Raw genomic sequence first — 26,367 nt, 5'->3', positions numbered from 1 at the left:
GCCATAATTGCAATAAGTAAATATGCACAATTGTAATGAGTCAATATGCGGTTGAACCCTGCCTCTGGTTGGAAGATCAACCCCCGATGGCCTTAAGGTGGCGCTTTGCGCCATTGCAAATAGGTGGCCACGCCCGTGTAAATGAGGCTGTGGAGGATCAGCAGTCCCCAATTTAGCAGCAGATTACCCCAAGTGGGAGCATAGACAGGTGTTGGATCAAAGGGCTGAGGCGGTGGTTCAAAAAGGCCAAAATCGAGGGGCGGCGGTACCATGCCATTCACGTCAATCAAGGCACCATAGGCACCCATTGTCCAACGGCCAATCGTCAGCCAAGAGAGGACAGTCGCAACGCCCGTGAGCTTAAAGAGGACACCGGCAAAAATAATTTGCGGCAGGAGCAATGGCGGTAAAATCTTGCTGGCTTGATCACTGTTATTCACAGCAGCAGAGACTAGTAATCCTAAACAGAGACTGGCCACTAGGGTCAGGAAGGTGGTGATGCCAAACCCCACCGGCCAAGGGAGGAGGGTACCCTGCGGCAGACCAAAGGCCAACAGTGCCACAAGGGTAATGAGCAGTGTTTGTACCAAAGCCATCCCCTTACCAAGGGTGAGTTTGGCTGCCATGTAAGCCCAGAGACTGAGATTGGCAAGACGTTCGCGGCGGTAGATGGCCACCTCTGTAATCAAAGCTTGCGCCCAGCCGGAGAGTCCCACCCAAAGACAGGCACAGGTAAAGACAAAGAGAATGCGCAGGGCTTGAGCCGCTTGCAGCAGGCCGGGGGGATCTTGGGGGACAAAGGGGGAGCGATCAATAGCAAAGCGGGTGAGCAGCAGGGCAATGGGGACGCTGATCAGATTCAAGACAAGGCTGAGGCGATCGCGCCACAGGAGTTGCCACTGGCGTTGACACAACACCCGCCATTGATAGAGGTGAGGGGGTGCTGGCTGTTGGGGAGGGGATTCGGCACTGGCACGGTTTTCGCCCCCCAAAACACTGGTGCTCTCATAGTGGTGCCCCATGCTGAGGTGGCTGGCAAGGTAGCGTTGATAGTCCGTGGATTGGCGAAATTTTTGACTCCATTCGGCACTATTTTCGGGAGTCAAGAGGGCATAGATTTCAGCCACGGAATTCAGGGGGCGATCAGCGCTAAAGAATTCACAAGCGCGATCGCTAGAGCCAAAATAGCAAAGACGCCCACCCGAGCCTAGAACCAGCAGGCGATCGCACAAATGCACATGACTCGTAGCATGGGTCACCAAGACAATCGTGCGTTCTTCATCTGCCAATTGCCGCAGCAACTGCATCAACAAAAAGTCTAGCCCCGGATCCAGACCCGAGGTGGGTTCGTCAAGGAAAAAGAGCTTGGGGTTGGCCAATAGCTCAACGGCAATACTCACCCGCTTGCGCTGACCGCCACTGAGACTCGCCACCAGTTGATCTTCAGTTCCCGTTAACTGCACCTGTTCAAGAACTCGCTGAATGGCGGCTTTGCGGTTTTGGGCATCGGTATCCGCTGGTAAGCGCAGTTGCGCCGCATAGTTCAGGACTTCGGCGACCGTGAGGCGGGCGTGGACAATATCATCTTGGGGTACATAACCAATTTGGTGACGGTAGGTGGCAAGATTGCGATGCAGATCGAGACCATTGAGTAGCACCTGTCCTGCCTGAAGGGGAGCCAGCCCCATCAACACTTTCAAGAGGGTGGATTTCCCCGTACCACTGCCACCGACAATACCCACAAGCTGCGTCGGCTCCGCCACAAAGGAGACCTCTTGCAAGAGGGAGCGATCGCCGGCAGCCGTTTTCACCCATCGTTCCAATCCCCAAGCATCAATGCGAATGTGGCTGCCCTGATCCGTAATCTCCAAGGTCTCGTGGCGGTAGAGCAGGACAAAGGGGCCAATGCGAATTTGATCGCCATTGCGCAGCGTGTAGGGTTCCCTCAGCAATTGATCATTGACATAGGTGCCATTGGTACTGCCCAAATCTCGCAAAATATAGAGACCCGCACCCGTGCGATCAATACTGGCATGGCGTAGGGAGACCGTGGGGGCAGCCAATTGCCAATGCTGATAGCTGTTGCTGGTTTCGCGCCCTAAAGTCAGCGGCCATTCCTTGAGGGCTTTGAGGACAAGGCGGCGCTGCTGGGGCAAAGGAGGTGGACTCGCCGCTCCCAAAGACTGGATCTGCACCAGTAGTTGCACCTTATTTCTGGGGTTTTGGCCAATCTCTAGACGTAGGGTTTCCCCAAGGGCAAAGCCCTCTTCAATGCCGATGCGGCGTTGGTGGTAGAACGTGCCATTGGTGCTGCGGCGTTGATGGCCATCTCCATCCCAAAGGTAGTAGGTTGCCCCCTGTTGCTTAAAAACGGCATGGCGGTTGGAAATCACTGACCAGAGTGGCTCATCGGGCACTACTAAATCCGCCCATTGGTAATCGCGTCCAAGGCGATGCTCCGGTTGGGTCAGGGAATAGGTCAACATTTTCCCCTGACTTTCGAGGGTGAGGGTGACGGTGGGGAGATCAACAACCGTTTTTGGGGGGGGCGATCGCATCACTATCTGCCTGTTCAAGGTGTTCAAAACTCTAACTAATATCTTGCCTAGTTTGGCAGACACCCTGTCCTCGTGACACACAAACCCCTCAGAATGGAGAAGATCGAGTGGCATTTTGCGATTTCTAAGGGTTGACCTTCGTGGGGGTAGAAGATTGAGAGGGTTCGGTATGCGCTGCGGAATTCAGCCGTTGTGTTCGATAGGCTTGCCAACCTAGACCTGCCCCAAATAGAGCGATCGCCCCAACAGCCGCCCCCAACCAAATCCACGGTGGAGAGTCTGTTTCCGGTTTTGTGTCTGAAGTAGCGGTTGAGGTATCCCCCCACAGAGATTGGGCATAGAGTTGCATCGTACCTTGGGTAACAATACGATCGCCCCCATAAAGACCGCTAATCACTTCTACCTGATCGCCAACTCGCTGGCCAAGGGTCACTTCGACAGCTTCAAAGGCAGTACCATTCTGCACAAACACAAGGGGGGGCTGATCGACTGGCTCCACGATCGCGGACTGGGGAATCATCACGGCATTGCGGGTTTGGCGATCGTCAAAAATTTGGACAGTCGCAAAGCTACTAGATTTGAGTTTTTGGCTGGAATTAGCCAAGCTGGCGCGTACCGCAACTTGCTGCGTGGCGGGATCAACGACACTATCAATGAGTTCAATACGACTGCGGAAAACACGATTGGGAAGTCCTGCAACAGTGATATTTAGAGCTTGACCCACAGCCACCTGTGCTCGCTGTGCTTCTGTAAGGTAAGCAACAACTTGGAGGCGATCGCCATTGACAATTTTGAGGAGGGGTTTACCAGCATCTTCACTGGCCTCGCCGGGAGTAATCCTTTGCTCTACCACCGTACCAGCAATGGGAGCTGTGATCGTGACACTGCCATCGGCATTGGCGGTTGTGCCCAATTGTTGCAGGCGGGTGCGGTAGGTCTGTTGACTGAGGTGTAGCCGATCGCGAGCTACCGCCACTTGGGCTTGGGCGCGTTGCAGTTGGGCATAGGCTTCAGCAGGGGGGAGTTGACTTTGGGCTTGGGCAAGTTGGGCTTGGGCGGCTGCTAACTCCTCTTCTGTGGCTAAAAAAGCTCGCCGGGCAATGGCACCGGCATTCAATAGTTCGCGATCAAAGCGTTCTTGCGCCGCTTGGACTTTGACTTGCGCTTCGCGGAAGGTAGCAGCGGCAATCCGTTGCTGTTGTTGGAAATTTTGCTGGGCAAAGCGCAGATCTGCTTCCGCCGCCCGTACACTCATGAGGGCTTCACTTTGGCGATCCAAAGCACTGGTTCGCAGTTCCGCCAGTTCAGGGCTAGCCAGAATGGCTCAGGGCTGGCCGACACGAACCCGATCGCCCGGCTGCACCAGCAACCGCAGTAGGGTACCGCGTACGGGCATGGTTACTACGGCCTGCTGATTGGGCAACGCCACCAGTTCACCCGTCACCTCTAAAATGGCAGCCAGCGGACGGGGTTGCACCGTTTCTAACCGCAGCCCCAATTGCTCTTGGGTAGTCGCGTCCACCTCGACTGCCGTCGGCCCAGTCCCCGCTGTGGGGGCGTGAAACTCGTTTCCATGCCCAGCATGACTGTAGGCTGCAGGGGGCAACAACAGTACCAAAAAAACAAGGGGCGATCGCAACCACTTCAACATTTCTGCGCCTCAAAGCGAGCCATGACTTATTTTGACGGCAGCCGATGAAATGTTAATGAAATTGAGGGTCGGTTTTTGTTGATAGTGGCAAATATACGGTAAACGTACTGCCTTGACCCAAGTCGCTCTTAACCTGAATCCGTCCGCGATGGTGATGGAGAATTGCTTGGGCGATTGCCAATCCCAACCCTGCTCCGCCCTGTTGCCGCCCGCGATCTCTAGCAACGCGATAGAAGCGGTCAAAAATCTTCTCCTGATCCGCTGCTACGATACCGATACCAGAGTCAGTGACGGTGAATACCGCCTCTTGGTGCTGTTGGTGTAGCGTTACCTCTACCTGCCCGCCTGCGGGTGTATATTGGAGTGCATTTTGCAGCAGATTGCGAATGACGCGGCTCAGTTGACTGGGAATCCCCCACACGTAAAGTTGGGGAGCCATGCCTTCCTGCCAATGGAGATCAATGCCGCCGGCGATCGCCAAGACCACAAGTTCATTCACCACCTCACTAATGAGTTCGGTCAGACAGCAGCGTTCTGCCATTGGCAATCTCTCAGTTTGATCCAGCCGCGACAACAACAGCAAATCCTGCACCAAATCCGTAAGGCGATGGCTCTGGCGCTGGAGAGCATTCAAGGTTTGTGCCACGACCTCTGGGGCAGGATCTGGATCCGTCGCCAAGGCCTCCAAAGTGGCGCGAATGGCGGCAACGGGAGTGCGCAGTTCGTGAGCCGCATCAGCGGTAAACTGCTCCATGCGCACATAGCTTTGGTAAATGGGAACCATCGCTCGCCCTGCTAAGTGCCAACCGGCAAAACCAATGAGTGTCATGCCCAAAGGCAGTCCAGTCAACAGTAACCAGCGCAGCATCGTCAATCGCTGATCCTCCAATTGGAGCGATCGCCCAAGGACAAAATACCCCCAAGGTGCACCCGTCACCGTTTTTAGGAAAACGCGGTGCTGTTGATAGCGTTGGCCATCCGTCGCCACCATAATTTGCCAGTCTTGGGGCGGAAACTCCACAAAGGGAGGCACGCCTAGGTAGCCGATGGGCTGACCCTGCCCGCTCCAAAACACCAAATAGTAGCGGGATTGTTGACTCAGACCCAACACATGCCGCTGAGGATCAAGGGGGGGATGGGCACAGGGTTGAGTCGCGCGACATAGCCCCGGCAGTGTTGCCAGCACAGTGGTATTAAACTGACCTGCGTGAGTGAGCTTTGCCTCCAACTGATCGTGAAGAGTGCCAGCAACGGAGGCCATCTCCTGCCGGAGGGTTTGTGCCTGAAAATGGCTGATGATGGCGTACATTCCCCAGCCCATGCCGTTGAGAATAGCGCTCATGGTGAGGGCATACCAGAGGGCAAGACGACTGCGGCTGTGGCGGAAGAGCTTATGATCAACCATGATCGACAACAAAGCGATAGCCTAACCCATGGACGGTTTCAATGCAGTGCTCTTGACCAAGGAGGGCGAGTTTGCGGCGCAGCAGGCGAATTTGTGCTGCCACTACATTACTACTGGGTTCACTGCCCACTTCCCAAAGCTGCATCATCAGTTGGTCGCTACTGAGAATCCGCTGGGGGCGTTTCATGAGGTATTCCAAGGTCTGGAATTCCTTAGCGGTTAACTGCACCTCAGTACCCGCCCTATTTCTCAGGGTGAAGGTACCATAGTCTAACGTTAATGCCCCTTGACACAATTGCTGGGGTTGGAATTGGGGCGATCGCCGCAGTAAAGCCCGCAGCCGCGCCAGCAACTCAGCCATTGCAAAGGGCTTAATCAAATAGTCATCTGCCCCCGCATCTAATCCCTGAACGCGATCGCTGAGGCCATCCCGTGCCGTCAGCAACAAAATGGGCACCGTGTAGTGGTGGATACGCAGTCGCTGACAAACCTCCAACCCCGACAGCCGAGGGACCATCCAATCCAAAATCGCAACACTGTAGTCCACCTGCAACTGCTCAACATAGGCCCAAGCCAGTTCCCCCTCCTGCGCCCAGTCCACCACATAGCCTTCTCGTTGCAACACGCGCTGAATGGCGGCTCCTAAATCCGGTTCATCTTCAAGCAGCAACACCTTCATCCGTGCAATCCCCTAATTCACCGTCACCCAAAAGGGAGCAGTAACAATTTGCTCACCCCGCTGGAACTGTCCCCAGAGCTTGTAACGTCCGGGCACAGGAAACTGGGTCATAAAACGGATTACCTCCTTAGGTTGATGATCCACGGCATGGGCATGGAGATAATCAGCAGGTTCGAGGGGAGTCGTGTCTCGCAAAATCACCAGATGCCCTGCTTCGCCAAGGTAGGGGCGCAGATCCCTAAGGGGTTGCTGGGTGGCAGCATCCCGTAGGCGAAAGGCCACTTCCACCGCTGATCCAGCCTTGAGGGGTTGAGGGAGTTTTAGTTCGACTGCCGTTGTGCCAATCACTTGGGTGGTTTGAGCGGTTGGTGTACTCGATGCGGGCGGCGTTCCTTCAGCCGCGATCGGGATCATCGCCACCGTTTCGTCAGCGCCAGCGGGTTTATAATCGGCAATGAGGGTGTAGCCTCCCCCTTGGGGCAATGTGGTTGTGACTTGAAACTGACCTTCACCCAGATAGCGGGGATGCAGGTGCTGAAACACTTGAAAATCATCACTGACGATGATCAGGTGCATTAGCGCCTCTTGAAAACGCTCAAACTGCGTCACTGCTTCACCAGTGTGGGTGCGAATCGCCAACGTAAAGGTGGTTGGTTGTTGAGGCGTAGGTGCGGGCGCATTCAGCAGTTCCATATGGGTCGTAGCAGAGCCGTCTGCGTGCTCATGGTTGGGACTGTGGTGCAGGTGATGGTGGTCATGAAGCATAGGCATTTGCCGTTGCTGGGCAATCCCAAGGGTGGCGATCGCCCCACTCAAGAGCATGGCCAGTCCCAAGAGGGTGGGTTGGATAAAGCGTGGTAGCATCATTCTTGTCTTCCTCCCTGATTGAGTTCATAACGAAAGCGAAAACGACTGTTAATGGGTTGACCATTGATGGTGCTAAGGAGAACAATACGATAGTCTCCTGCCACGGGATTGGCTAGCCGTGCGGTGTAGTGTTTGTCCTCAGGGGTATAGGTCATCGGTAGAGTGACCCGATCGCCCGTTAGCGTTTCAATATCAGCAGTAACGGTAGCAGTACCCACGGGAATATGGTCTTCCCCCTCTTGGATATAGAAGTCAATATAAGGATAATTGCTCGCTGTCCATTAACACTGCCATCTCCCCGCGCTAAGGCAGGCCCTTTCGTGACTGTTGCCACATTCTGCACGCGAATTGGTTGGCCATTGCGGTGCGCCACCAACGCCACCGCTAAATCAGCGACTGATGTTGCCCGACCAATGCCCCGCACAATTAACTCCTGATCGGGAGTGACAATGACCCCACCCGCTGCATTTTCATTGGCGCCACTCACCCCCGCCACCACGTCCTGCAAGGAGACCTGTTGTGCGGCGAGGCGATCAGGATCAACCAGCACCTGATACTGGGGCACATCTCCACCATAGGCAATCACTTGGGACACCCCCGGCACTGCCAAGAGGCGATTCACCACCTTTTGATCCACAAGCTGTCGCAGTTCCATGAGGGAGGTGGCATCTGGGGCAGTGGGCACCTTGGGGGCAAGGGCATACATCAAAATCGTGGCAATCAGGGAGGTAATCGGTGAAATTTGGGGTGAGGCATTAGGTGGTAGGCGATCGCGCACCTCCTGCAACCGCTCGGTAATCAGTTGCCGTGCTTGATAGATATTCGTTTGCCAACTAAAAACTACCTTGACAACAGATAAGCCAAGAGACGATGCAGAGCGCACAGTTTCGACCCCTGCCGTACCATTGACGACACTTTCAATGGGCAGCGTAATCAGCGATTCCACTTCCTCTGGTGCTAGGCCCGGTGCCTCCGTTTGAATTTCCACTTGGGGGGGCGCAAACTCTGGCAGTATATCAAGGGGCATTTGCCGCAGTTGAAAAATACCGAAAATCGTCAGGGCGATTGCCCCGAGCACCACCAACCAACGTTGGACAATTGACCACCAAAGAATTCGATTCAGCATTACCACAGTGTGTTACTAAGGCTGATTTTGGCAAAGGCACATGAAATAAAGATGAAAAGCTAGGAGTTGCCGGACGATTGGTGCTTTATTCGTTGGCAAAACCGAGTTGCAGTTTCAATCAGGACAGGAACAAACTCGTGGGCAGCTTGCAAACTCGTGGCTAAAATGGCTGCATCTCGAATGTAGTCGTGAACCATTTGATTGCGCAGTTGCCGCATAGTAAACCAAGCGTCTGCATCAGGCACAAGGCCGAGTCGCTCAGCACGGTCAAGGTTTTCCAAAAAAGTTGCCACTGGTTCGCCAAAGGCACTCAGATAGGCGGGCAACAGCTTGCTCCCTAGGGTATCTTGAAGGCGACCAAAGCGTGCCACAAAAGCATCCACCCGCTCCGCTAGGTCAATATCCTCCTCCAATTGTGCTGCCCGCCGTGCCGTAAATGGCTCCTGAAAGAGGCGTTGATCCGTCACCTGTAGGTGTGCCACTTCTCGCTCCACCAGTTGGCAGAGGTGATGTAGGCGTTCCTGAAGTTGAGGACTCAACATTGAAGGCGAACTCCCGTTTGTTGGGCCCAATCGTGAATCGGCTGCCGCTGGAGATTGGGTGCCCAGAGGAGAATATCCACTTTACGACCTGCCATGGCGCGGCTGATTTTGGCACTGAGTCGAGCACTGACAAGGGCAGGATTCTCAACGGGGTGAGACAGCCGGATCAATAAATCCACATCGCCGCCCTTCAGGCGATCGTCCACCCGCGAACCAAACAACCACACCTCAGCCTCGCTACCCACCAGCGCCGCCACTATCTGGCAAATTTGCTGCACTTGCTGATCCGTTAATCGCAACCTGATTCTCTCCTAAGCCCACAAGACCAGTCCCATTTCATAGGGATGACTCAGATAGACGTGGCGCGGTAGCAGTTGGAGGGCAATGCCTTGGTGGCCACTCGTGTCGTAGCTCATCTCGGCGGTGTACAGGCTATAGCCTTCAGGGGTGGTACCCACAAACGTCATCAGGGTAGGACAAGCCTCCTCTAGGGTACCGGCGTCATTCACCCGCCCTTGGAACAAAATCACCTGTACGTCATTGGGGGAGAGCGCACCGAGGGCAATCACAGCTTTGACTTCAACTATTTCATTGACTTCGAGGTTGTGCTCAGCCGAGGTTTCAACACTGATGATCTGAATTGAGTACCAGTGTTCAAAGATATGGGCTTTCCAGCGTGCCAGTTCCTTGGCTGCAGCATAGTTATTTTCCTTGAGAGTAAAGTAGCGATCGCTGGCGGGGAAATAGCCCCGATGGGCATACTCGCGCACCATTCGCGCGGTGTTAAACTGAGGCGTATTGAGAGCAAGGGCTGCCTTCATTTTTTGCACCCAGCCGCGCGGCACCCCATTTTCATCGCGATCGTAAAACAGGGGAATGACATCCCGCTCCAACCGTTCATAGAGCGCATTGGCTTCCACCAGATCTTGATAGTGGCGATCGTCATAGGTTTCGCCGTGGCCAATCGCCCAACCCGTTTTCACATAGTCCGCCTCGTCCCACCAACCGTCCAAGGTACTCAGATTGGGTAAGCCATTCATGGCCGCCTTCATGCCGCTGGTGCCGGAGGCCTCCTGAGGCCGCAAAGGGGTATTCAGCCAAACATCACAGCCTGCCACCATCATTTTTGCCACGTGCATATCGTAATCCGGGATAAAGGTAATGTGGTTGGCCATGCCCTCTTGGCGCGTAAAGTGAATAATTTCCTGAATCAGTTCTTTGCCGGGGTTATCCTTGGGGTGCGCCTTGCCCGCAATCACAAACTGGACAATCGGCCGCCGCTGCTTCACCTCCGTTTTCACCGGTACTGATCCCAATAAAATTCGCCGCAGCCGTTCCACATCCCGCAAAAAGAGAGTGGCGCGTTTATAGGTAGCAAAGCGACGGGCAAAGCCAATGGTCAAGGCGGTCGGATCCAGCACTTCTGCCGCTTGCGTCAATTCAGCACTAGAGGCGCCCTGCTCTTCAAGCATCCGTTGTAGGCGCGATCGCACAAACATCACCAACTGATAGCGGCAAATCTCATGGATACGCCACAACTCCTCATCGGGAATACTGCTGACCCGCGACCAGAGGGGATCCGCCAAGGGCGCATCAGACCACTGCGGCCCAAGGTAAATATCCAGCAGGTATTGCAATGGTTCAGAAACCCGACTGCGAGCATGGACGCCATTGGTAATCGAGGTAATCGGCACCTCCGTCGGCGGCAGATTGGGCCACAGGCCTTGGAACATTTGGCGGGAGACTTCACCGTGGAGCGCGCTCACCCCATTGACAAAACTGGCGGTATGAATGGCTAGGTTCGCCATACTAAAGGGTTCTTGAAAAGCCCCCGGATTCACACGGCCAAGGGAGAGAAACTCCTGCTGCGAAAGGTTAAAGGCCTCCGCATAGTGGCCGACATAGTACGTCACCTTATCGGCAGGAAACAGATCAATCCCCGCAGGCACGGGGGTATGGGTGGTAAAGAGTTGGCTGGCCTTGACCACCTGCAAGGCTTCATCGTAGGTAAGCTGCTCTTCGGTGATCAGTTGACGAATCCGCTCTAGGGACAAAAAGGCCGAGTGCCCCTCATTCATGTGATAGACCGTTGGCCGCAACCCCAAGCTGTGGAGCAGGCGTACTCCCCCAATGCCTAGGAGCATCTCCTGATGGATGCGCAGATCCATATCGCCGCCATAGAGGTAATCGGTGATCTGCTGATCGTAGGCGCTGTTTTCTGGCAGGTTTGTGTCTAAAAGATAAAGGGGAACCCGACCCACCTGAACTTGCCAGATCCGTGCTTGCACGTCCCGATTGGGGTAATCAACCCGGATGCGGAGTTCTTGGCCTTGGGGAGTCGTGACGAGTTTCAGGGGCAGGGTATAAAAATCATTGCTGGGATAGCGTTCCTGCTGCCAGCCATCGGCACTGAGGTACTGCGAAAAGTAGCCCTTTTGATAGAGCAGCCCCACCCCCACCAAAGGGAGTCCCAAGTCACTAGCAGATTTGAGGTGATCCCCTGCCAACACCCCCAACCCCCCAGAATAGATCGGCAGGCACTCTGTCAAGCCAAATTCAAGGGAAAAATAGGCAATACACTCGCCGGGAGGCGCGTCCGTGCGCGTTTGCTGGTACCACGTCTGCACAGGCTGGGCATATTCTTGAAATTGGCTGATCACCCGCTCCATCTGTGCCAAAAAGCCGTTGTCGGCCGCCGCATCCAAGAGGCGATCTTGGCGAATACGTCCCAACAGGGCGACGGGATTGTGGTTGGTTTGCTCCCACAGTTCTGGGTCGAGACGGCGAAAGAGGGCGATCGCCTCCGTGTTCCACGTCCAGTAGAGGTTGTAGGCCAGTTCCCGCAGGGGTTCCAAACGTTGCGGCAAGTGAGGACGAACGTTAAACATGCGGATGGGCTTCATAGGAGCTGCCAGTGTCGTCGTTTCTATCTTAATTTCCTATGCGCTTTGAGTATGATTTGCTGATTGTGGCGGCGAGTCCTTTGGCATTGGACATTGCCTATCGGTGTGCGGCCTTGGGGCGGATTGGCCTAGTGATCCCAGCCGCTGATGCGCAGTGGCAATGGCAGTGGCAACGCTGGTGGCTGTCGCAGTTTCCCCCTCAAAGATTGGATACTCAGCAGTGGCAGCACTTTCAAGCCCACCTCAGCCACGGACAGCGCCGCTATGCCCCTAGGGTCTTGGAATTGGTGGGGGTCGATGTGATCACAGGGGCGGGGGAATTTGTCTGGCAGCCCCGCTGTCATTTTCAGGTGGGGGGCGATCGCCTCTATGCGCGAGGCTATTTCCTCCTTGATGCGCCTGCGGCAATGGATGCTCAGGATATGGACGCCCTCAGCAGGATTGAGCTGGCCTGTTGGCACCACTGGTCTGGCAAAGCCTCGCATCCCGATGCACAAGGTCTGCCGCTTGTGGCCACAGAAGATGCGTGGTTCAACGATCGCCTGCATGCTGCCCTGAGTGGCCTCGGTCTAGGGGTTCCCCCACTGGGAAGGCGCAAAGCCCCCGATCCAACTCCTTTGAACCTGCACCGCCTCCAGCGAGATGCTCAAGGGTGGCTGCGGATCAATTCCCAGGGGCGCACCAGTCATCCCCAAGTCTATGCCTGTGGCGGTTGGCAGCGGGGGTACCATTTGCCCTCCCTGACCTACTTTGAAGCCTTTGCGATCGCCCGCCAGATTTTACAGCGAAAATCCCTGCCCCTTGATTACTACCGTCAACCGTGGTGGATTGCCCTACCTGTTCCCATTGCCCGCGTCGGTTGGAATGCGCGGCAAGCCCAGCAACGCCTCAGGGAACCCGTTCAACTGTGGGAGATTCAGCAGTTTAGTTCCGAGGGTCAGAGCTTGGGTCAAGTGGTGATCAACCGCCAAGGACAACTGCTGGGAGCTACCTTAATGGGTCAGGACGCGATCGCCGGTAGTCGCATTTTCGGGCGGTGTTTAGATCAAAATGCCGTTGCTGCCATTACCTATGCCGGTTGGGAATTCGATTGCCAGCGCCAGCGATCGCCCAAGGCGCAACCTTCAGCCAATTGCGGTAAAGGATTGGCTTCCCCAGACCCCTGATGCTGCCAGAGGATCGTAAAGGCGCCCGCTCCTTCCCCTTGGTGGGGCCACAGCCGATAGCAGGGAAAGGCTGCTAGATGGGATTGATAGGCCACTAGTGCCGCCACAGGTTGAGGAACCCACTGCGGAAACCTTGCCATCAGCCAAGCCGCCACATCCTCATTTTCATCCTGACTAAAGGTGCAGGTGCTATAGAGCAACCATCCCCCCGGGCGCACCAAGGCTGTTGCAGTTGCGAGAATGCGTTTTTGCCGCCGTTGGTTGTGGCGAATCGTCAATGGATGGAAACACCCTTCAGCTTTTTGCCCCTTGGCCAGCAGCGATTGCCCAGAGCAGGGAGCATCCACAATCACCACATCAGCAGCGCCTTGGAACTCAGCAGCCAGCACTTCACTATCCCAAGCGGTGACGCCCACTGGATGCACTCGACAGCGTTTGAGATTGCTAATCAGCATCCCCACCCGTTTGCCAATGGTTTCATTACAGATGAGGTAGCGGGGTTGCAGCGATCGCCACGCAAAGAGGCTCTTGCCGCCGGGCGCCGCACACACATCAATCACCAATGACGGCTCTTGGGGCAGCGTCAGCAGCGGAACCGCCGCAAACACCGATGAGCTATCCAAGCAATAATAAGCCCCGGCCTCATGGAGAGGGTGTTGACCGGTACGGCTGCCGGGGGCAAAGCGACTCACCCAAGGGGGCTGCCAAGAAAGTGGCGGCAATGGTTCAAAGGGTAAGGGGGACGCTGGCTCGCGACACCACAGCACCGTGGCAGGGTAGGGCGGGGGAGTGGTGAGAGCCTCTAAAAAACGCTCCCGATCGCCGGCAGTCTCAAAGAGACGGTTAGCACAGGCCACAGCCAATCGGGAGAGCTTCACCACAGGCTTAGCGGTGGAGGGCGATGGCACCTTTGACTGCTTCGGCGAGGGCACGCACACTGGCCACCATGGCCACTTCACTATTGAGTTGGTTGACGGCAGAGCCGACCCCGACACCCGCAGCCCCAGCAGCGATCGCCAAGGGAATCGTCACTGTCGAAAGCCCCGAAGCACACAGCACCGGCACCGCAACGGCGCGGGAAATTTCGTAGGTTGCCGCCAATGTCGGGGCTGCTTTTTCAATGAGACCCAACGTGCCACTGTGGTGGGGTTGGCTACTGGTTCCCCCTTCGGTTTGAATGACATCGGCGCCGGCGGCCACCAAGGCCTCAGCGAGGGCAACCTGTTGATCCAAGGGCAGCGTGTGGGGCACTGTGACCGACAGCATGATTTGGGGCAACAACTCGCGAGTTTGGCGCGTCAATACCAGCACTTCCTCAGCGCTAAACACCCGCCCTTGGGCGTAGAAGCTATCGTAGTTGCCGATTTCCACCAGATCGGCACCAGCAGCAACGGCATTTAGCAGTTGTAATGGCTCCACCGCAGACACACAGACCGGCAGTGTCGTCAGTTCCTTGGCAAGGCGCACCAGCTCAGGATCGGCAGCAATATCCACAAAAGTGGCACCCCCTTGATCGGCAGCAGTCACCACCGCCCGCACGCGATCGCGATCAAAATTGTTGAGGCCACTAATAATCTTGAGAACAGAACGCTGCTCAAAGGCAGCGGCTAAACGCGGATGCAGCATAGACTTGAAACTTTCCGTAGTTGTGCATTTTTTTATCCTACAGCCCTTTTCACAACGACTGTAACGGATATTTGATAGGCTCAAAGAGTCTCTAGCTGTTGTCCAGCCTATGACCGTTCCCGTTACAGTGCTCACTGGCTACTTGGGTGCCGGTAAAACCACACTCCTCAATCGCATTCTCACCCACGAACACGGCAAGAAGGTCGCTGTGATTGTCAACGAGTTTGGCGAAGTGGGCATTGATCATCAACTGGTGGTCAATACCGATGAAGAAATTTTCGAGATGAATAATGGCTGCATTTGCTGTACGGTGCGCGGCGACTTGATCCGTATCATTGGCAACCTGATGAAGCGGCGGCACAAGTTTGATCACCTTGTTATTGAAACCACGGGGCTTGCCGATCCCGCACCCGTCATTCAAACCTTCTTCATGGATGAGGACATCCGCAGCCAAACTCACCTAGATGCCGTGATTACCGTGGTGGATGCCAAGCACATTCACTACCACTGGCAAGCGGACGAAGCCCAAGAGCAAATTGCCTTTGCCGATGTGATTTTGCTCAATAAGACGGATTTGGTGAGCGAAGCAGACCTCGCCCAGTTGCGCGATCGCATTCATGCCATGAACCCCTTGGCCAAAGTGTATTGCACCCAGCAGGCCGCCATCCCCATGGAGCACATCCTCGATGTGGGGGGCTTTGACCTTGAGCGGGCCCTCGAACTCGACCCAGACTTTCTTGGCGAAGATCACCATGAACACGATGAATCTGTGGGTTCTGTGGCCATTGTTGCTGAGGGCAAATTGGATGGCGCTAAGCTGCAAACGTGGCTGAGCCAGTTGCTGCAAACCCAAGGCCCCGATATTTTCCGCATGAAGGGGATTTTGCACCTCGCGGAGCAGCCCCAGCCCTTTGTTTTTCAGGGGGTGCATATGCTCTTTGATGGTCGTCCCCTCGATCGCCCCCTTGGCCATCAGCGCAATGAACTCATCTTTATTGGCCGTAACCTTGATGAGCACCAGCTCCGCCAAGCCTTTAGGGCGTGTCTGATTTAGAAGCTAAACGTGGTGCGGATCAGCCCTTGGAAAATGGGGCTATTGGTAGCGCTATTGTTGGCATTGGTGATTGCCATAAACACAGGCGTAATTGAGATATTGTCGCTGAGGGGATAGCGGAAAAAGAGTTCATAGTTGGTTTGGGTAGCATCATTGATCCCGGGTTGTGATGCCAACGAGTTAATAAAGGGCTGACCCACCGCCGCTGCTAGCAATGATCCTTCCGCCAACAAGTCCCGATAGGCCAAACCCGCCATCCATGTTTGTGCGGTGGTGTTCACTTGGCCACCAAGGAAAGGGACAGTAAATGGCCCCAAGCCATTAATCGTTGCTCCATCGCCATAGAGTTTCATATCGGAGTAAGCATAGCGGCCAAAGAGGCCAAACTTACCGAGGGTGAGTTCCACATTGACACCGCCGGCATTCTGGGAAATATTCAGGGTTGAGGAGTTGGTATATTGCAGGCGCACCGCAAAGTTGTTCCGTTCATTGGCACCAAAGGCACGGGCAAACTCCAGTTCCACGGTTCCCTGATAGGGATCGCCAAAAAGACCTCCTCCCGTAGGGATACCCGTCGGTGCTCCCGCTGCAGCGGCCACATAAACACCGCGCAGTGTGAAGAATCCGCCTCCCGGATTCCATTCAATACTGACACCCGCCCCACCGGGATCATTGACGGCGTAGGGCACAATCAGCGGGTTGTTGATAAAGAAATTGGAACTAAAATCCGTGAAAGAATCGTTGGCATAGCTATTGGTATCCACAATATCACTGGGATAAAATTGCGACCCAACACCAATCGTTAAATCCTCTGTGGGCTTGAAGCTGTAGAACAGTCGAGATAATTCCACATTTGCGCCAACGCCACTGTAATCGGCAGCGCCACCGGCAATCAAGCCGTCAGTACCAATCCCCGTTGCCCCAAACGTATCTAACCCGTTGTTACCCACTTCGAGGGTCGTGGTCAGTAAATCCGTACCGCGAAAACTGGTATTGAGGTTAATCTCCACCTTGCTAATCACCGTCGGATTGTAGCTGCCCCCAGTGAACGTATTCCCAGAGATGGGGTCAACGACTTGGCGAGTATTGCCACCGGCTTGAAAGGCCATCACGGCATCCACAGAGAGCTTGGTGGTTGTTGAAAATTGCGTGGCCTCCAGAGTAGCAGTACGGGCTTCGAGGTTGTCCACCCGTCCGCGTAGGGTGGCCAGTTCGGCGGCAAACTCCTCCCTAAGCCGTTGCAAGGTGGCTAAATCTTCCTTGGTGGCAAAGCGATCGCTAATCACATCCAAGCAGGCATTCAAAGCAGCCGCCATTTCAAACCGCGTCAGGGCACGGTTGCCCCGAAAGGTGCCATCGGGATAGCCAGCAATACAGCCGTACTTTTCCACAAGGGACGCAAGGGCTTGATAGGCCCAATCGGTGGGGCGCACGTCAGACAGTTGGGAGACAGAGGTCACCTGTCCGATGCTGGCGGGAGCGGGCATCCTAGGTTCAGCAACAGCGGCTGGACTGAGTAGTGCAAGGTGAATGGCAGCCACCATAACCGTTGTTAGGGATTTTTCCATCACTGACCTCCTTACCTCACACCAAGACACGGCCTCGGGAATTCACCAAGGCTAAATGAGAATGGTAACGATTATTATTCTATTTTTTCGGTCTGTCAACCGAAGCCACGCTCAAGTTAGCATTGGGGTTATCGCTTTGCCTATCTCCCCCCGCCGCATTATGGGTGCCCTTCCCCAGCAACGTTGGCTCTTGCCACCCATTGATCTCGAGTCTTGTGACGCCTTGAGGCAGGCCTTGGGTTGCCCCGCATCACTAGCGGAAATTTATCTGCGGCGGGGTCTGACGACTCCAGAAGCGGTACAGGCCTTTCTCGAGCCGGAAACTCTAGCGCTACCGCCACCGCAAACGGTCTTTCCCGACCTTGATCTGGCAGTGGAACTCCTGCAGCAGGCGATCGCCCGCGGTGACAAAATGACCATTTGTGGCGATTACGATGCTGATGGCATGACCAGTACCGCTCTGCTGTTGCGTGCGCTGCGCCATTTGGGAGCCGACATTGACTATGAAATTCCCTCCCGCATGCAGGAAGGCTATGGCCTCAATGAGCGGATTGTTCAAGACTGCTACGAGCGGGGTGTGAAACTGATTCTCACCGTGGACAACGGCATTGCTGCCCACCAGCCCATTCTTAAGGCCCGGGAACTGGGACTGACGGTGATCGTGACGGATCACCACGATGTGCCGGAGCAACTGCCCCCTGCCCATGCCATTCTGAATCCGAAACTGGTGCCGCCAACATCCCCTTACCATACCCTAGCCGGGGTGGGGATGGCCTATACTCTTGCTCTGTCCTTGGCACAGCGATTGGGCAACTGGCGGGAACTGGTGCGGCCTTTGCGGGAACTGTGTACCCTTGGCACGATCGCGGATTTGGCGCCCTTGATGGGGGTGAATCGCCGCTGGGTCAAGCAGGGGTTACAAACAATTCCCACCTCTTCTCTTGTGGGGGTGCAAGCGCTGATGCAGATGGCGGGTTGTTTGCCAGCCCAGAATACCGCCCTCAAGCCCACAGCGGTAGGGTTTCGGCTGGGACCACGCATCAATGCCATTGGCCGCATTGGTGATCCCCAAGTGGTGATTGACCTGCTGACCACCGAGGATCCGCAGCGTGCTCAGGAACTGGCAGCCCTGTGTGAGGAAACCAACCGTCGCCGTCAGGAACTCTGTGCTGAGATTGAGAGACAGGCGATCGCCCACCTTGAAGAGACGGGCTTTGATCCCCAACAGGAGTGGGTCTTAGTGATCGTCCAGCCCGACTGGCACCATGGGGTCATTGGCATTGTTGCCTCGCGGCTCGTGGAGCGCTACGGCGTACCGGTGTTTATTGGCACCTATGAAGATGAGACAACCATTCGCGGCTCAATTCGCAGTATTCCCGAATTCCATGTCTTTGAGGCCCTTGAAGCGACCAAGGATCTGCTCTTGAAATATGGCGGTCATAGGGCAGCCGGGGGGTTTAGCCTACGGGCAGAGCATTTAGCGACTTGGCGCGATCGCCTGCGAGCCTTTGCCCAAACCTGTCTCAAACCAGAGGATCTGCGTCCCCTTGTTACCCTTGACGCCGAAGTCTCCTTTGAGCAGCTGACGTGGGACTTTTACGCCCAAGTGGAGCAACTGCAACCCTTTGGCAGTGAGAATCCGCAGCCAATTTTCTGTAGTCGCGGGGTCAAGATTCTCGAACAAGCACCCATGGGTCAGCAGGGGGAACATCTGCAACTCACCCTAGAGCAGAATGGGCGGCAGATGACCGCTAAGGCTTGGCGCTGGGGACAATTTTTTCCGTTGCCCACCACGGTCGATATTGCCTATCACCTCACAGCCCACACTTGGAATGGCGAAACCCAGTTGGAACTGGAACTCAAGGGCGTCAAACCCTCACTGGCGTGGCACATCCCTGATCCACCCAGTCACCCGCTTCCCCATTGGCAACCCCTACCGCCTTTGACAACGCTCCTGCCGCAGTTGCGGGACAATGTCTTGCTCTATGGCTATGGCCGTCCTGAGGTCCCCCCGAACTTAACCACGGCAATCATTCACTACGATCGCCCCCGCGATCGCTGTCGCACCCTCATTCTCTGGTCACTGCCGCCCTCTGCCACCCACTTGCGTTGGCTCTTGGCCATTGCCCAACCAGAAATGGTCTATGTAGGGTGCCAACGACCGGCGATCGCTCCGCTGACAACCCTCATCCTCTCAATTCAAAATGACCTCAAAGAACAGACTAAGGTGAATCTTTTAGCCTTGAGTCAAACCTATTGGATTGCTCCCTGTACGCTTGTAGCGATCCTGCGCCATTTGGGCTATGGCTGTGAAGGATTTGCTCCCACCCTGAGCATTACCGCAGAACTAACACGATTGCAACGCTGGTATCAGCTGCAAGCTAAGGATTTGGCACGGCTAGCGCAAAGGTGGGAGACTTCCTAATTCTTGGCAAAACAATGGCCTACAAATTGCCGCGCCGCACAGCCAGTAGGAAGATAATTGCCGGCCCTGCAATGCCAATCATGGCAATCATGGTCAGTTGGGCAATCACTTCAAAGTTGATATTGCTAAGAAACTCAATAATGCCATTGAAAATTCCCATAGGTTCTCCCGAGCAATCAGCGGTTATTAGTTCGTGATTTTATTGTAGAGCAGGGGGGAGCACTCGCAGCATTTGCTTAATGGGCGCTTGAGCTTGCTGCGTCTATCCCTAAGCTACACTGTAGGAGCAGAATTCTCGGAACATTGGTCGGTGATGGGCGTGGACAAACTAGCGGCCTTACGGGATCTCATTGGCGAACTCGATCAAGCCTTGATTGCCTACTCTGGCGGCATTGATAGTACGCTTGTGGCCAAAGTTGCTCAGGATGTCTTGGGCGATCGCGCGGTGGCAGTCACGGCGGTGTCCCCCTCGCTCTTTCCAGCGGATCTAGAGGATGCCCGCATTCAGGCGGCGGCCATCGGCATTCGCCATGAACTCATTGAAACCCATGAACTGGACAATCCCAACTACGCCACGAACCCGGTGAATCGCTGTTATTTCTGCAAAAGTGAACTCCACGATCGCCTGCGGGAACTGGCACAGGCGTGGGGCTATGACTACATTCTCGATGGTGTAAATGCTGATGACCTCCAAGACTATCGCCCCGGCATTGCTGCGGCCAAAGAGCGGGGGGTGCGATCGCCCCTTGCCGAGGTGGGGATTACCAAGCTAGAGGTGCGCGAAATTGCCAAATCCTTGGGTCTGCCGTGGTGGAATAAACCTGCTCAACCCTGCCTGAGTTCGCGCTTTCCCTACGGTGAGGAAATTACCCTTGCCAAGCTGCAACGGGTGGGCCATGCCGAATACTACCTGCGCAAGCAGGGCTGGGAACTGTGCCGCGTCCGCAGTCATGGCGATACGGCGCGCATTGAGGTGCCCCAAGCGCAGATTGCCCACTTTGTGACGATGATGGATCTGGAGAAGCTGGTGAACCACTTTCAGTCCCTTGGCTTTACCTATGTCACCTTGGATCTGGAGGGCTTTCGCAGTGGCAAACTCAACGCGGTGATTGGGCGCGATCGCTAACGCGGTTGTAGGGACTGAGACTCTGGAGAATTTCCCGGCCATAGCTGCGCTCCGTGAGCCGCCGATCCAAAATCGCCACCAGCGTTTCATCCTGACGCACAGGGGCAAGGGCGCGATCCAATATCGTCAAGCACTCTGGCAAGAGATACTGGCGAAACCAATCCTGTTTTTGCTGCTTGTGCCATTCAATGCGGGCACTTACCACCGCTTTTTCCGGCGAGGGCAAGGGCAGTGTGGTCAAGACAAACAGCGCCGGGCAAGGCAACTGCGCCCCATGACGCAGCCAAAAGGCTTCCCCCGTCACTAAAATCGTGTTCGTATCAAGGGTTGGCGTCTCCACCTGTACCCGTGAACCGTAGAGGGCAGCCAATTGGGTGGCCAACTGTTCCCGCAGCGGCACATCACTCACAAGGATCACCGCCCGCCGATGGCCAATCGTGCCAATAAGATCGTAGAGACGCCGCAGGACGGCTGGGGCAAATTCCGGGGTGTTGGGGAGAGGTAAGTCTTCGGAGATCGCAAGGGTAATCGCTTCACTGTGGCGATCGCTGGCAAATTTAATCGTCGTTTGGGGCGGAATCCCTAGTTCCTGCTGCACATAGGCTAGAGGGGAGTCTGTATCGGGGCCGCTGCCGATGAGGACAAAAGGCGCTTGCGACCAAAGCTCCTTAAAATAGGCGCGGAAACTGAGGGGGTGTCCTTGGAGGCTGAAGTACCCCACCGTGGGGTGGCGCCGTCCCCAAATCACCGTGTCACTGCGGTTGAGGTAGTCCCGCAATTGCGACCATTGGGGAGGTAGCGCCTGCGGCCATTGATGCAGGAGTTCAAGGAGCGGTTGCTGTTCTGTAGGGGTGAGCAGATAGTCGCCGTAGGGATTCTGAGGCCGCTGAAAGAGGTGCTGCACCAACTGGGCATAGACTTGGCGAATCGCACCAACAGCGCTGGGAATCGCGAGTTTCAGGTGCTCCCAATCGCTGGTGGTAATGGTGCAGGTCATCTGCTGCTGGGCAATTTGGGGCAAGGCTTCAATGCCATCAATGATCGTGACAACGTTGGGATGGGCGGTGGCGTGGCGACACCAGTCCTCGAGGCTCATTACAAGCACCCCCTCAAAGGCTGGCTGCGGGTACGGGCTATGCTGAATCGGTTTCGCAACCGCAAGGAAGGTGAGGAGTTCAGGAATTTCTTGGTGCAGTAGTCGTGTCAGTCGCTCTTGGGGGACGACGAGCAGGGCCGGTTCAGGATACAACAGCAGCGGCAGCAGATAACTCAGGCCATAGCGATGTTGCAACACTGCCCGCTGAGTGACTTGAAGTAAACACCCCCGCTGCAGCCGTAGGGCACGGGCAACCAGCCGCGCCAAGGTGAGATGGTGAGGCCACCGGCGATCGCCACTGCTGCGTAAAAATGCCCGTAATTGGCGGTGAACCTCTGCCTCAATCACAATCTGCTCGCTGTGGAACAACAATCCCCTATTGTGGCACGTTAGCCTTGATTCAGTTGTTGTTTGCGTCGCTGTTCGAGGGCAGTACGGGCTTCCTCGCGATCGTCGAAGTGGACTTTTTCAGTGCCCAGAATTTGGTAGTCCTCATGACCTTTGCCAGCAATGATCACGCCATCACCCGGCGCTGCCCTCAGAATGGCTTGCAGAATCGCTTGACGGCGATCGGCCTCAACGATCAGCGGCGTTTGCGGTGGGATACCAGCAAGGATGTCATCAAGAATGCGGCGGGGATCCTCGGTGCGCGGGTTATCGGATGTCACCACCACTTGATCCGCAAGGCGAGCGGCAATGGCTCCCATCTGGGGACGCTTGGTACGATCGCGATCGCCCCCACAGCCAAAGACACAGATTAGCTTACCGGGAATAAAGGGACGGGCAGCTTTTAACAAGTTCTCAAGGCTATCGGGGGTATGGGCATAATCCACAAGAACCGTAATCTCTTGGTCTGGGCTAATGCGCACCTGCTCCATCCGCCCCGGTACCCCCGCAAAATCACGAATCGCCTTCAGCATCGATTCTAGGGGGAGTCCTACCGCTGCCCCCATGGCGATCGCGGCCAGCACATTGGCCACATTAAACTGTCCCACCAACGGCGAGTCTAGGGTGCCGCTACCGATAGGGGTATGAACCGTGCCCGTCACGCCATTGACACGATAGGTGAGATGCTCAGCCCGAAAATCAGCATTCTCGCTGAGGCCATAGGTCCAGTAGCGATCGCGCGGCAACTGTTGAGCCAGTCGCTGGCCAAAGGGATCATCGCCATTGAGAATTGCTCGACCCTTGAGATAGTCAGCAGTAAAGAGCTTGGCCTTAGCGGCAAAATAGTCCTCCAGATCGCGGTGATAATCCAGATGATCTTGGGTCAAGTTGGTAAAAGCCGCCACCTCAAACTGACAGCCCCACACCCGATCCTGCGCCAAGGCATGGGAACTCACCTCCATCACCCCAAACCGACAGCCCGCTGCGACTGCTGCCGCTAATTGTTCCTGAAGGGTCACCGCAAAGGGCGTGGTATGACTGGCAATCTCACAGTGTCCCGGCCAGCGACTGTAGAGCGTTCCCAAGAGTGCCGTTGGATAGCCCACACTGTTGAGGAGATGTTCCACCAAGTGGGTGGTGGTTGTTTTGCCGTTGGTACCCGTAACCCCTAGCAGGCTGAGATGCTGGCTGGGGTAATGATAAAAAGCAGCCGCGAGCCGACCACAGGCACGCTCAATATCGGGCACCACAATCACACAGGCATCTCCCTCACGGGGTTTGGCTTGCGGAGACACCACAGCCGCGATCGCCCCCGCTGCCAAGGCACTTGGCCAAAAATTGCCCCCATTCACCCGCGTGCCAGGCATGCCAATAAACAACGAGCCACGCTGACACTCCCAAGAATTCGTACTCAGGGACTTCACCTCTTGATCGAGGGCAGGATGCTCAAAACTCGGCGTAATCTCTGCCGCCGTCAGGAGTTCCCGTAGGTTCATGGCTGTGCATCTCCAGTGATAGGCCGTTTAGGGTATTGTGGCACTACGGCACTTGGCTGTAAAAGATACGGCAATGAACGACCCCGCTGTATGGATGAGGAATTCTGCGAGAGGAGATGCAGCCTAGGCACGTACCAGTTTGTGAAGTGTCTTGAGTTGCACTGAAAGCGCATGGACCCTAGCGGATTGGCGTAATTGCTCAACACAGCAGGTGACGGGAGTTACAGGCTGTCCCCCTAGCATCCTGTGACAATTTTTGCCCAAAGCTTGCCTTTTGTTAAAATTCCGATAATCTAGTTCATAAAAATCCGAATAATAACATGTCATTAAGGTGTGGGTGTTGGGTGATGAGTGAGTGGCACAAAACAGACTGGAACATGGATGATCAAGAATGGCAAGCGATCGCCAATTCTCGCCGCCAGATTGAAACCTCTTGGCACAGGACAATTCACCGCGTTCAGGTTCCCTCCAGAACCGCCTCGAAACCCTTAGACGCGATCACCATGCCAGCAGTTTCCCATCCGCGTTCGATTCAACCCATTGGTATTCAACCGTGGCAAGCCGAATTCACCAAAGAACGCTTTGCCTCCCGTTCGCGACTCCCCCTCAAACGGTCACAGGTGGAACTGCCGCAATTTGCCAGCCGTCGTTAGAGCACTCCTGTTTCTCTCAGCTTACGAGGTCTATCAATTATGTGTGGCATTGTTGGTTATATTGGCCCACAGCGAGCAACCCAAGTCCTGCTTCAGGGGCTGCAAAAGCTGGAATATCGGGGCTATGATTCCGCTGGCATTGCCACCCTCAATGAGGGCGAACTCCTCTGTGTGCGCGCCAAGGGCAAACTCCACAACTTAGCCGAAAAAGTTGAACAGCTCGACATTGTTGCCCATGTTGGCATTGGCCACACCCGTTGGGCGACCCACGGTAAACCAGAGGAACACAATGCCCACCCTCATCGCGACAGCCGCGATCGCCTAGCCGTGGTGCAAAATGGCATCATTGAAAACTACCGTGAACTGCGGGAGCAACTCCAAGCGCGGGGGCACATTTTCCGCTCCGAAACCGATACAGAAGTCATTCCCCACCTGATTGCCGAAGCGTTGCCTGAGGCCCCCACCGCCAATGGCCTCCTAGAAGCAGTGCGTCAAGCTGTGCATCAATTGGAAGGGGCGTTTGCGATCGCCGTTATCTGTGCAGATTATCCCGATGAATTGATCGTGGCCCGGCAGCAAGCTCCTCTTGTGATTGGTTTTGGCCAAGGGGAATTCTTCTGCGCCTCCGATACCCCAGCGATCATTCCCTATACCCGTGCTGTATTGCCGCTGGAAAATGGCGAACTGGCTCGGTTGACGCCCACAGGGGTTGAAGTCTATGACTTTGCGGGACATCGCCTACGCAAAACCCCTCGCACCCTCAACTGGAACCCCGTCATGGTGGAAAAGCAGGGCTTTAAGCACTACATGCTCAAGGAAATCTATGAGCAGCCGGGGGTGGTGCGCACCTGTTTAGAGGACTATTTGCGAGCCGATTGGGATGAGAACAGTTCCTTTAGCCCGGTGCAATTGCACCTAGACCCCAGCCTCCTCGAAAATCTGCAGCACATTCAAATTGTTGCCTGTGGCACCAGTTGGCACGCCAGCCTTGTGGGCAAATATCTTCTTGAGCAAATCGCCCAGATTCCCACCAGTGTGCAATATGCCTCAGAGTTTCGCTACGCGCCGCCGCCCCTGCTACCCCATACCCTGACCATTGGTGTCACCCAGTCTGGGGAAACAGCCGATACCCTTGCCGCTCTAGAGATGGAGCTAAAACGCCGCCAAGGACTCGCGGGCGCTCTCCAACCTCGTTTGCTGGGGATTACCAATCGCCCAGAAAGTAGTCTTGGGCATCTGGTGCCCCACATTATTGATACCCGTGCCGGTATTGAAATTGGCGTAGCCGCCACAAAAACATTCGTTGCCCAGTTGATGGCCTTCTATCTGCTGACCCTAGAATTGACATGGCAGCGGCAGTCTTGCGATCGCTCCCGCTTGGCGGAACTCGTCACTGGCTTGCGCCAATTGCCTGCCCAGATGGAGCAAATTTTAGAAAGCCAAGAACGCTATATTGAAGCTCTCTCCCATGACTTTTCCGAGACCCAAGACTTTATCTTTTTGGGACGCGGCATCAACTTTCCCATTGCCCTCGAAGGTGCCCTCAAACTCAAGGAAATTAGCTATATCCATGCCGAGGGGTATCCTGCCGGTGAGATGAAACATGGCCCGATCGCCCTCCTCGATGCCAAAGTACCGGTGGTCACGATCGCCATGCCCGGCAGTGTCTTTGAGAAAGTCCTCTCCAATGCCCAAGAAGCCCGTGCCCGCGATGCCCGCCTCATTGGTGTCACCCCCCTCGACGGGGCTGAAGCCCAGCACACCTTCGATAACCTTTTACCTGTACCCGAGGTCGATGAGCTTCTCTCCCCCATCCTGACGGTGATCCCCCTGCAACTGTTGGCGTATCACATTGCTGCCCGCCGTGGCTTAGATGTCGATCAACCCCGCAACCTCGCCAAGTCAGTAACCGTTGAATAACCTTGTATTACACCGACGGCAATGCCAATAACTAATAAAAGATAAAAGACCACATAGAAAAACTTGTGGTTCTGCTCCTAGGGGGTACTTAATTTTTGAGCGATAATAATGACGAAATT

At 55.3% G+C, this 26,367-nt stretch carries 22 protein-coding genes and 1 pseudogene; 6 read left to right on the top strand and 17 right to left on the bottom strand.

Translation table 11 applies throughout. The annotated features are described in order from the left end of the window. Window positions 1–92: 92 nt before the first annotated feature. The 11 genes and pseudogenes from RHJ02_RS11905 to glgP form a co-directional block, all read right to left on the bottom strand. Entirely contained in the window at window positions 93–2,558 is a 2,466-nt protein-coding gene (locus tag RHJ02_RS11905) for an ATP-binding cassette domain-containing protein (RefSeq protein ID WP_310800579.1), read from the bottom strand. Between the two features lie 124 nt (window positions 2,559–2,682). Then, window positions 2,683–3,837, bottom strand: coding sequence for an efflux RND transporter periplasmic adaptor subunit (locus RHJ02_RS11900; RefSeq protein ID WP_310744324.1), 1,155 nt, complete (start codon window positions 3,835–3,837; stop codon window positions 2,683–2,685). Between the two features lie 45 nt (window positions 3,838–3,882). Then, window positions 3,883–4,209, bottom strand: coding sequence for a hypothetical protein (locus tag RHJ02_RS11895; RefSeq protein WP_310743094.1), 327 nt, complete (start codon window positions 4,207–4,209; stop codon window positions 3,883–3,885). Window positions 4,210–4,261: 52 nt separating this feature from the next. Continuing rightward, window positions 4,262–5,614 carry a two-component system sensor histidine kinase RppB gene (gene rppB / locus RHJ02_RS11890; RefSeq protein WP_310743093.1) on the bottom strand — a complete coding sequence of 451 codons (1,353 nt, stop codon included), beginning with the start codon at window positions 5,612–5,614 and terminating at the stop codon, window positions 4,262–4,264. Next, window positions 5,607–6,293, bottom strand: a complete 687-nt coding sequence (gene rppA, locus RHJ02_RS11885) for a two-component system response regulator RppA (protein ID WP_310800258.1) — start codon at window positions 6,291–6,293, stop codon at window positions 5,607–5,609. Before rppA ends, rppB begins: the two co-directional genes overlap by 8 nt. A gap of 12 nt (window positions 6,294–6,305) precedes the next feature. Next, window positions 6,306–7,160 carry a hypothetical protein gene (locus RHJ02_RS11880; protein ID WP_286625236.1) on the bottom strand — a complete coding sequence of 285 codons (855 nt, stop codon included), beginning with the start codon at window positions 7,158–7,160 and terminating at the stop codon, window positions 6,306–6,308. Continuing rightward, window positions 7,157–7,378 (bottom strand): hypothetical protein, encoded by a 222-nt coding sequence (locus tag RHJ02_RS11875; protein WP_302678383.1) that lies wholly within the window; start codon window positions 7,376–7,378, stop codon window positions 7,157–7,159. Before RHJ02_RS11875 ends, RHJ02_RS11880 begins: the two co-directional genes overlap by 4 nt. A 35-nt stretch (window positions 7,379–7,413) precedes the next feature. Continuing rightward, window positions 7,414–8,286 (bottom strand): annotated as a pseudogene (locus RHJ02_RS11870) (efflux RND transporter permease subunit); the annotation flags it as partial. A 59-nt stretch (window positions 8,287–8,345) separates the two neighbouring features. Beyond that, window positions 8,346–8,828, bottom strand: coding sequence for a hypothetical protein (locus tag RHJ02_RS11865; RefSeq protein ID WP_310744596.1), 483 nt, complete (start codon window positions 8,826–8,828; stop codon window positions 8,346–8,348). After that, entirely contained in the window at window positions 8,822–9,127 is a 306-nt protein-coding gene (locus RHJ02_RS11860) for a nucleotidyltransferase domain-containing protein (RefSeq protein WP_206200334.1), read from the bottom strand. Before RHJ02_RS11860 ends, RHJ02_RS11865 begins: the two co-directional genes overlap by 7 nt. A 12-nt stretch (window positions 9,128–9,139) precedes the next feature. Then, complete coding sequence (glgP, locus tag RHJ02_RS11855; protein ID WP_310800256.1) at window positions 9,140–11,731, bottom strand: alpha-glucan family phosphorylase; 2,592 nt, start codon at window positions 11,729–11,731, stop codon at window positions 9,140–9,142. Between the two features lie 38 nt (window positions 11,732–11,769). On the opposite strand from glgP, the gene RHJ02_RS11850 reads away from it, so the two are divergent. Further along, entirely contained in the window at window positions 11,770–12,897 is a 1,128-nt protein-coding gene (locus RHJ02_RS11850) for a hypothetical protein (protein WP_302678381.1), read from the top strand. On the opposite strand, the gene RHJ02_RS11845 is transcribed toward RHJ02_RS11850, so the two are convergent. Then, window positions 12,801–13,805 (bottom strand): RsmB/NOP family class I SAM-dependent RNA methyltransferase, encoded by a 1,005-nt coding sequence (locus RHJ02_RS11845; RefSeq protein WP_310800255.1) that lies wholly within the window; start codon window positions 13,803–13,805, stop codon window positions 12,801–12,803. The genes RHJ02_RS11850 and RHJ02_RS11845 overlap by 97 nt on opposite strands. Beyond that, on the bottom strand, window positions 13,783–14,523 hold the full coding sequence (locus tag RHJ02_RS11840; protein WP_206200330.1) for a DUF561 domain-containing protein: 741 nt from the start codon (window positions 14,521–14,523) through the stop codon (window positions 13,783–13,785). The genes RHJ02_RS11845 and RHJ02_RS11840 overlap by 23 nt, the downstream gene beginning before the upstream one ends. A 109-nt stretch (window positions 14,524–14,632) precedes the next feature. Between RHJ02_RS11840 and RHJ02_RS11835 the strand changes: the two genes are divergently transcribed. Further along, a complete protein-coding gene (locus tag RHJ02_RS11835) occupies window positions 14,633–15,577 on the top strand; it encodes a GTP-binding protein (RefSeq protein WP_206200329.1) in 945 nt (314 codons plus the stop codon). Here RHJ02_RS11835 and RHJ02_RS11830 read toward each other — a convergent pair. Further along, window positions 15,574–17,145 (bottom strand): iron uptake porin, encoded by a 1,572-nt coding sequence (locus RHJ02_RS11830; protein ID WP_310800254.1) that lies wholly within the window; start codon window positions 17,143–17,145, stop codon window positions 15,574–15,576. The genes RHJ02_RS11835 and RHJ02_RS11830 overlap by 4 nt on opposite strands. A 136-nt stretch (window positions 17,146–17,281) precedes the next feature. Here RHJ02_RS11830 and recJ point away from each other — a divergent pair, with 136 nt between their 5' ends. Continuing rightward, the gene (gene recJ, locus RHJ02_RS11825) at window positions 17,282–19,570 is read left to right on the top strand and encodes a single-stranded-DNA-specific exonuclease RecJ (RefSeq protein WP_310800253.1); all 2,289 of its coding nucleotides are present in this window, start codon (window positions 17,282–17,284) and stop codon (window positions 19,568–19,570) included. Window positions 19,571–19,589: 19 nt separating this feature from the next. Here recJ and psb30 read toward each other — a convergent pair whose 3' ends face one another. Beyond that, a complete protein-coding gene (psb30, locus tag RHJ02_RS11820) occupies window positions 19,590–19,730 on the bottom strand; it encodes a photosystem II reaction center protein Ycf12/Psb30 (RefSeq protein WP_149819710.1) in 141 nt (46 codons plus the stop codon). 153 nt (window positions 19,731–19,883) lie between these two features. Here psb30 and larE point away from each other — a divergent pair, with 153 nt between their 5' ends. Then, the gene (larE, locus tag RHJ02_RS11815; RefSeq protein WP_206201702.1) at window positions 19,884–20,696 is read left to right on the top strand and encodes an ATP-dependent sacrificial sulfur transferase LarE; all 813 of its coding nucleotides are present in this window, start codon (window positions 19,884–19,886) and stop codon (window positions 20,694–20,696) included. Here larE and RHJ02_RS11810 read toward each other — a convergent pair. Together RHJ02_RS11810 and RHJ02_RS11805 are read right to left on the bottom strand one after the other, a co-directional pair. Beyond that, complete coding sequence (locus tag RHJ02_RS11810) at window positions 20,668–22,140, bottom strand: helicase C-terminal domain-containing protein (protein WP_206200327.1); 1,473 nt, start codon at window positions 22,138–22,140, stop codon at window positions 20,668–20,670. The genes larE and RHJ02_RS11810 overlap by 29 nt on opposite strands. Before the next feature lie 41 nt (window positions 22,141–22,181). Further along, complete coding sequence (locus RHJ02_RS11805; protein WP_310800251.1) at window positions 22,182–23,675, bottom strand: UDP-N-acetylmuramoyl-L-alanyl-D-glutamate--2,6-diaminopimelate ligase; 1,494 nt, start codon at window positions 23,673–23,675, stop codon at window positions 22,182–22,184. A 347-nt stretch (window positions 23,676–24,022) separates the two neighbouring features. Here RHJ02_RS11805 and RHJ02_RS11800 point away from each other — a divergent pair, with 347 nt between their 5' ends. Further along, window positions 24,023–24,328: a hypothetical protein gene (locus RHJ02_RS11800; protein ID WP_302678374.1), complete on the top strand. Its 306-nt coding sequence runs from the start codon at window positions 24,023–24,025 to the stop codon at window positions 24,326–24,328. A gap of 39 nt (window positions 24,329–24,367) precedes the next feature. Next, window positions 24,368–26,248: a glutamine--fructose-6-phosphate transaminase (isomerizing) gene (gene glmS / locus RHJ02_RS11795; protein ID WP_310800250.1), complete on the top strand. Its 1,881-nt coding sequence runs from the start codon at window positions 24,368–24,370 to the stop codon at window positions 26,246–26,248. Window positions 26,249–26,367 lie beyond the last annotated feature (119 nt).

The organism is Thermosynechococcus sp. TG215, from assembly GCF_031583455.1.
Lineage (GTDB): Bacteria > Cyanobacteriota > Cyanobacteriia > Thermosynechococcales > Thermosynechococcaceae > Thermosynechococcus.
This window is presented reverse-complemented; position numbering and strand designations above follow the sequence as displayed.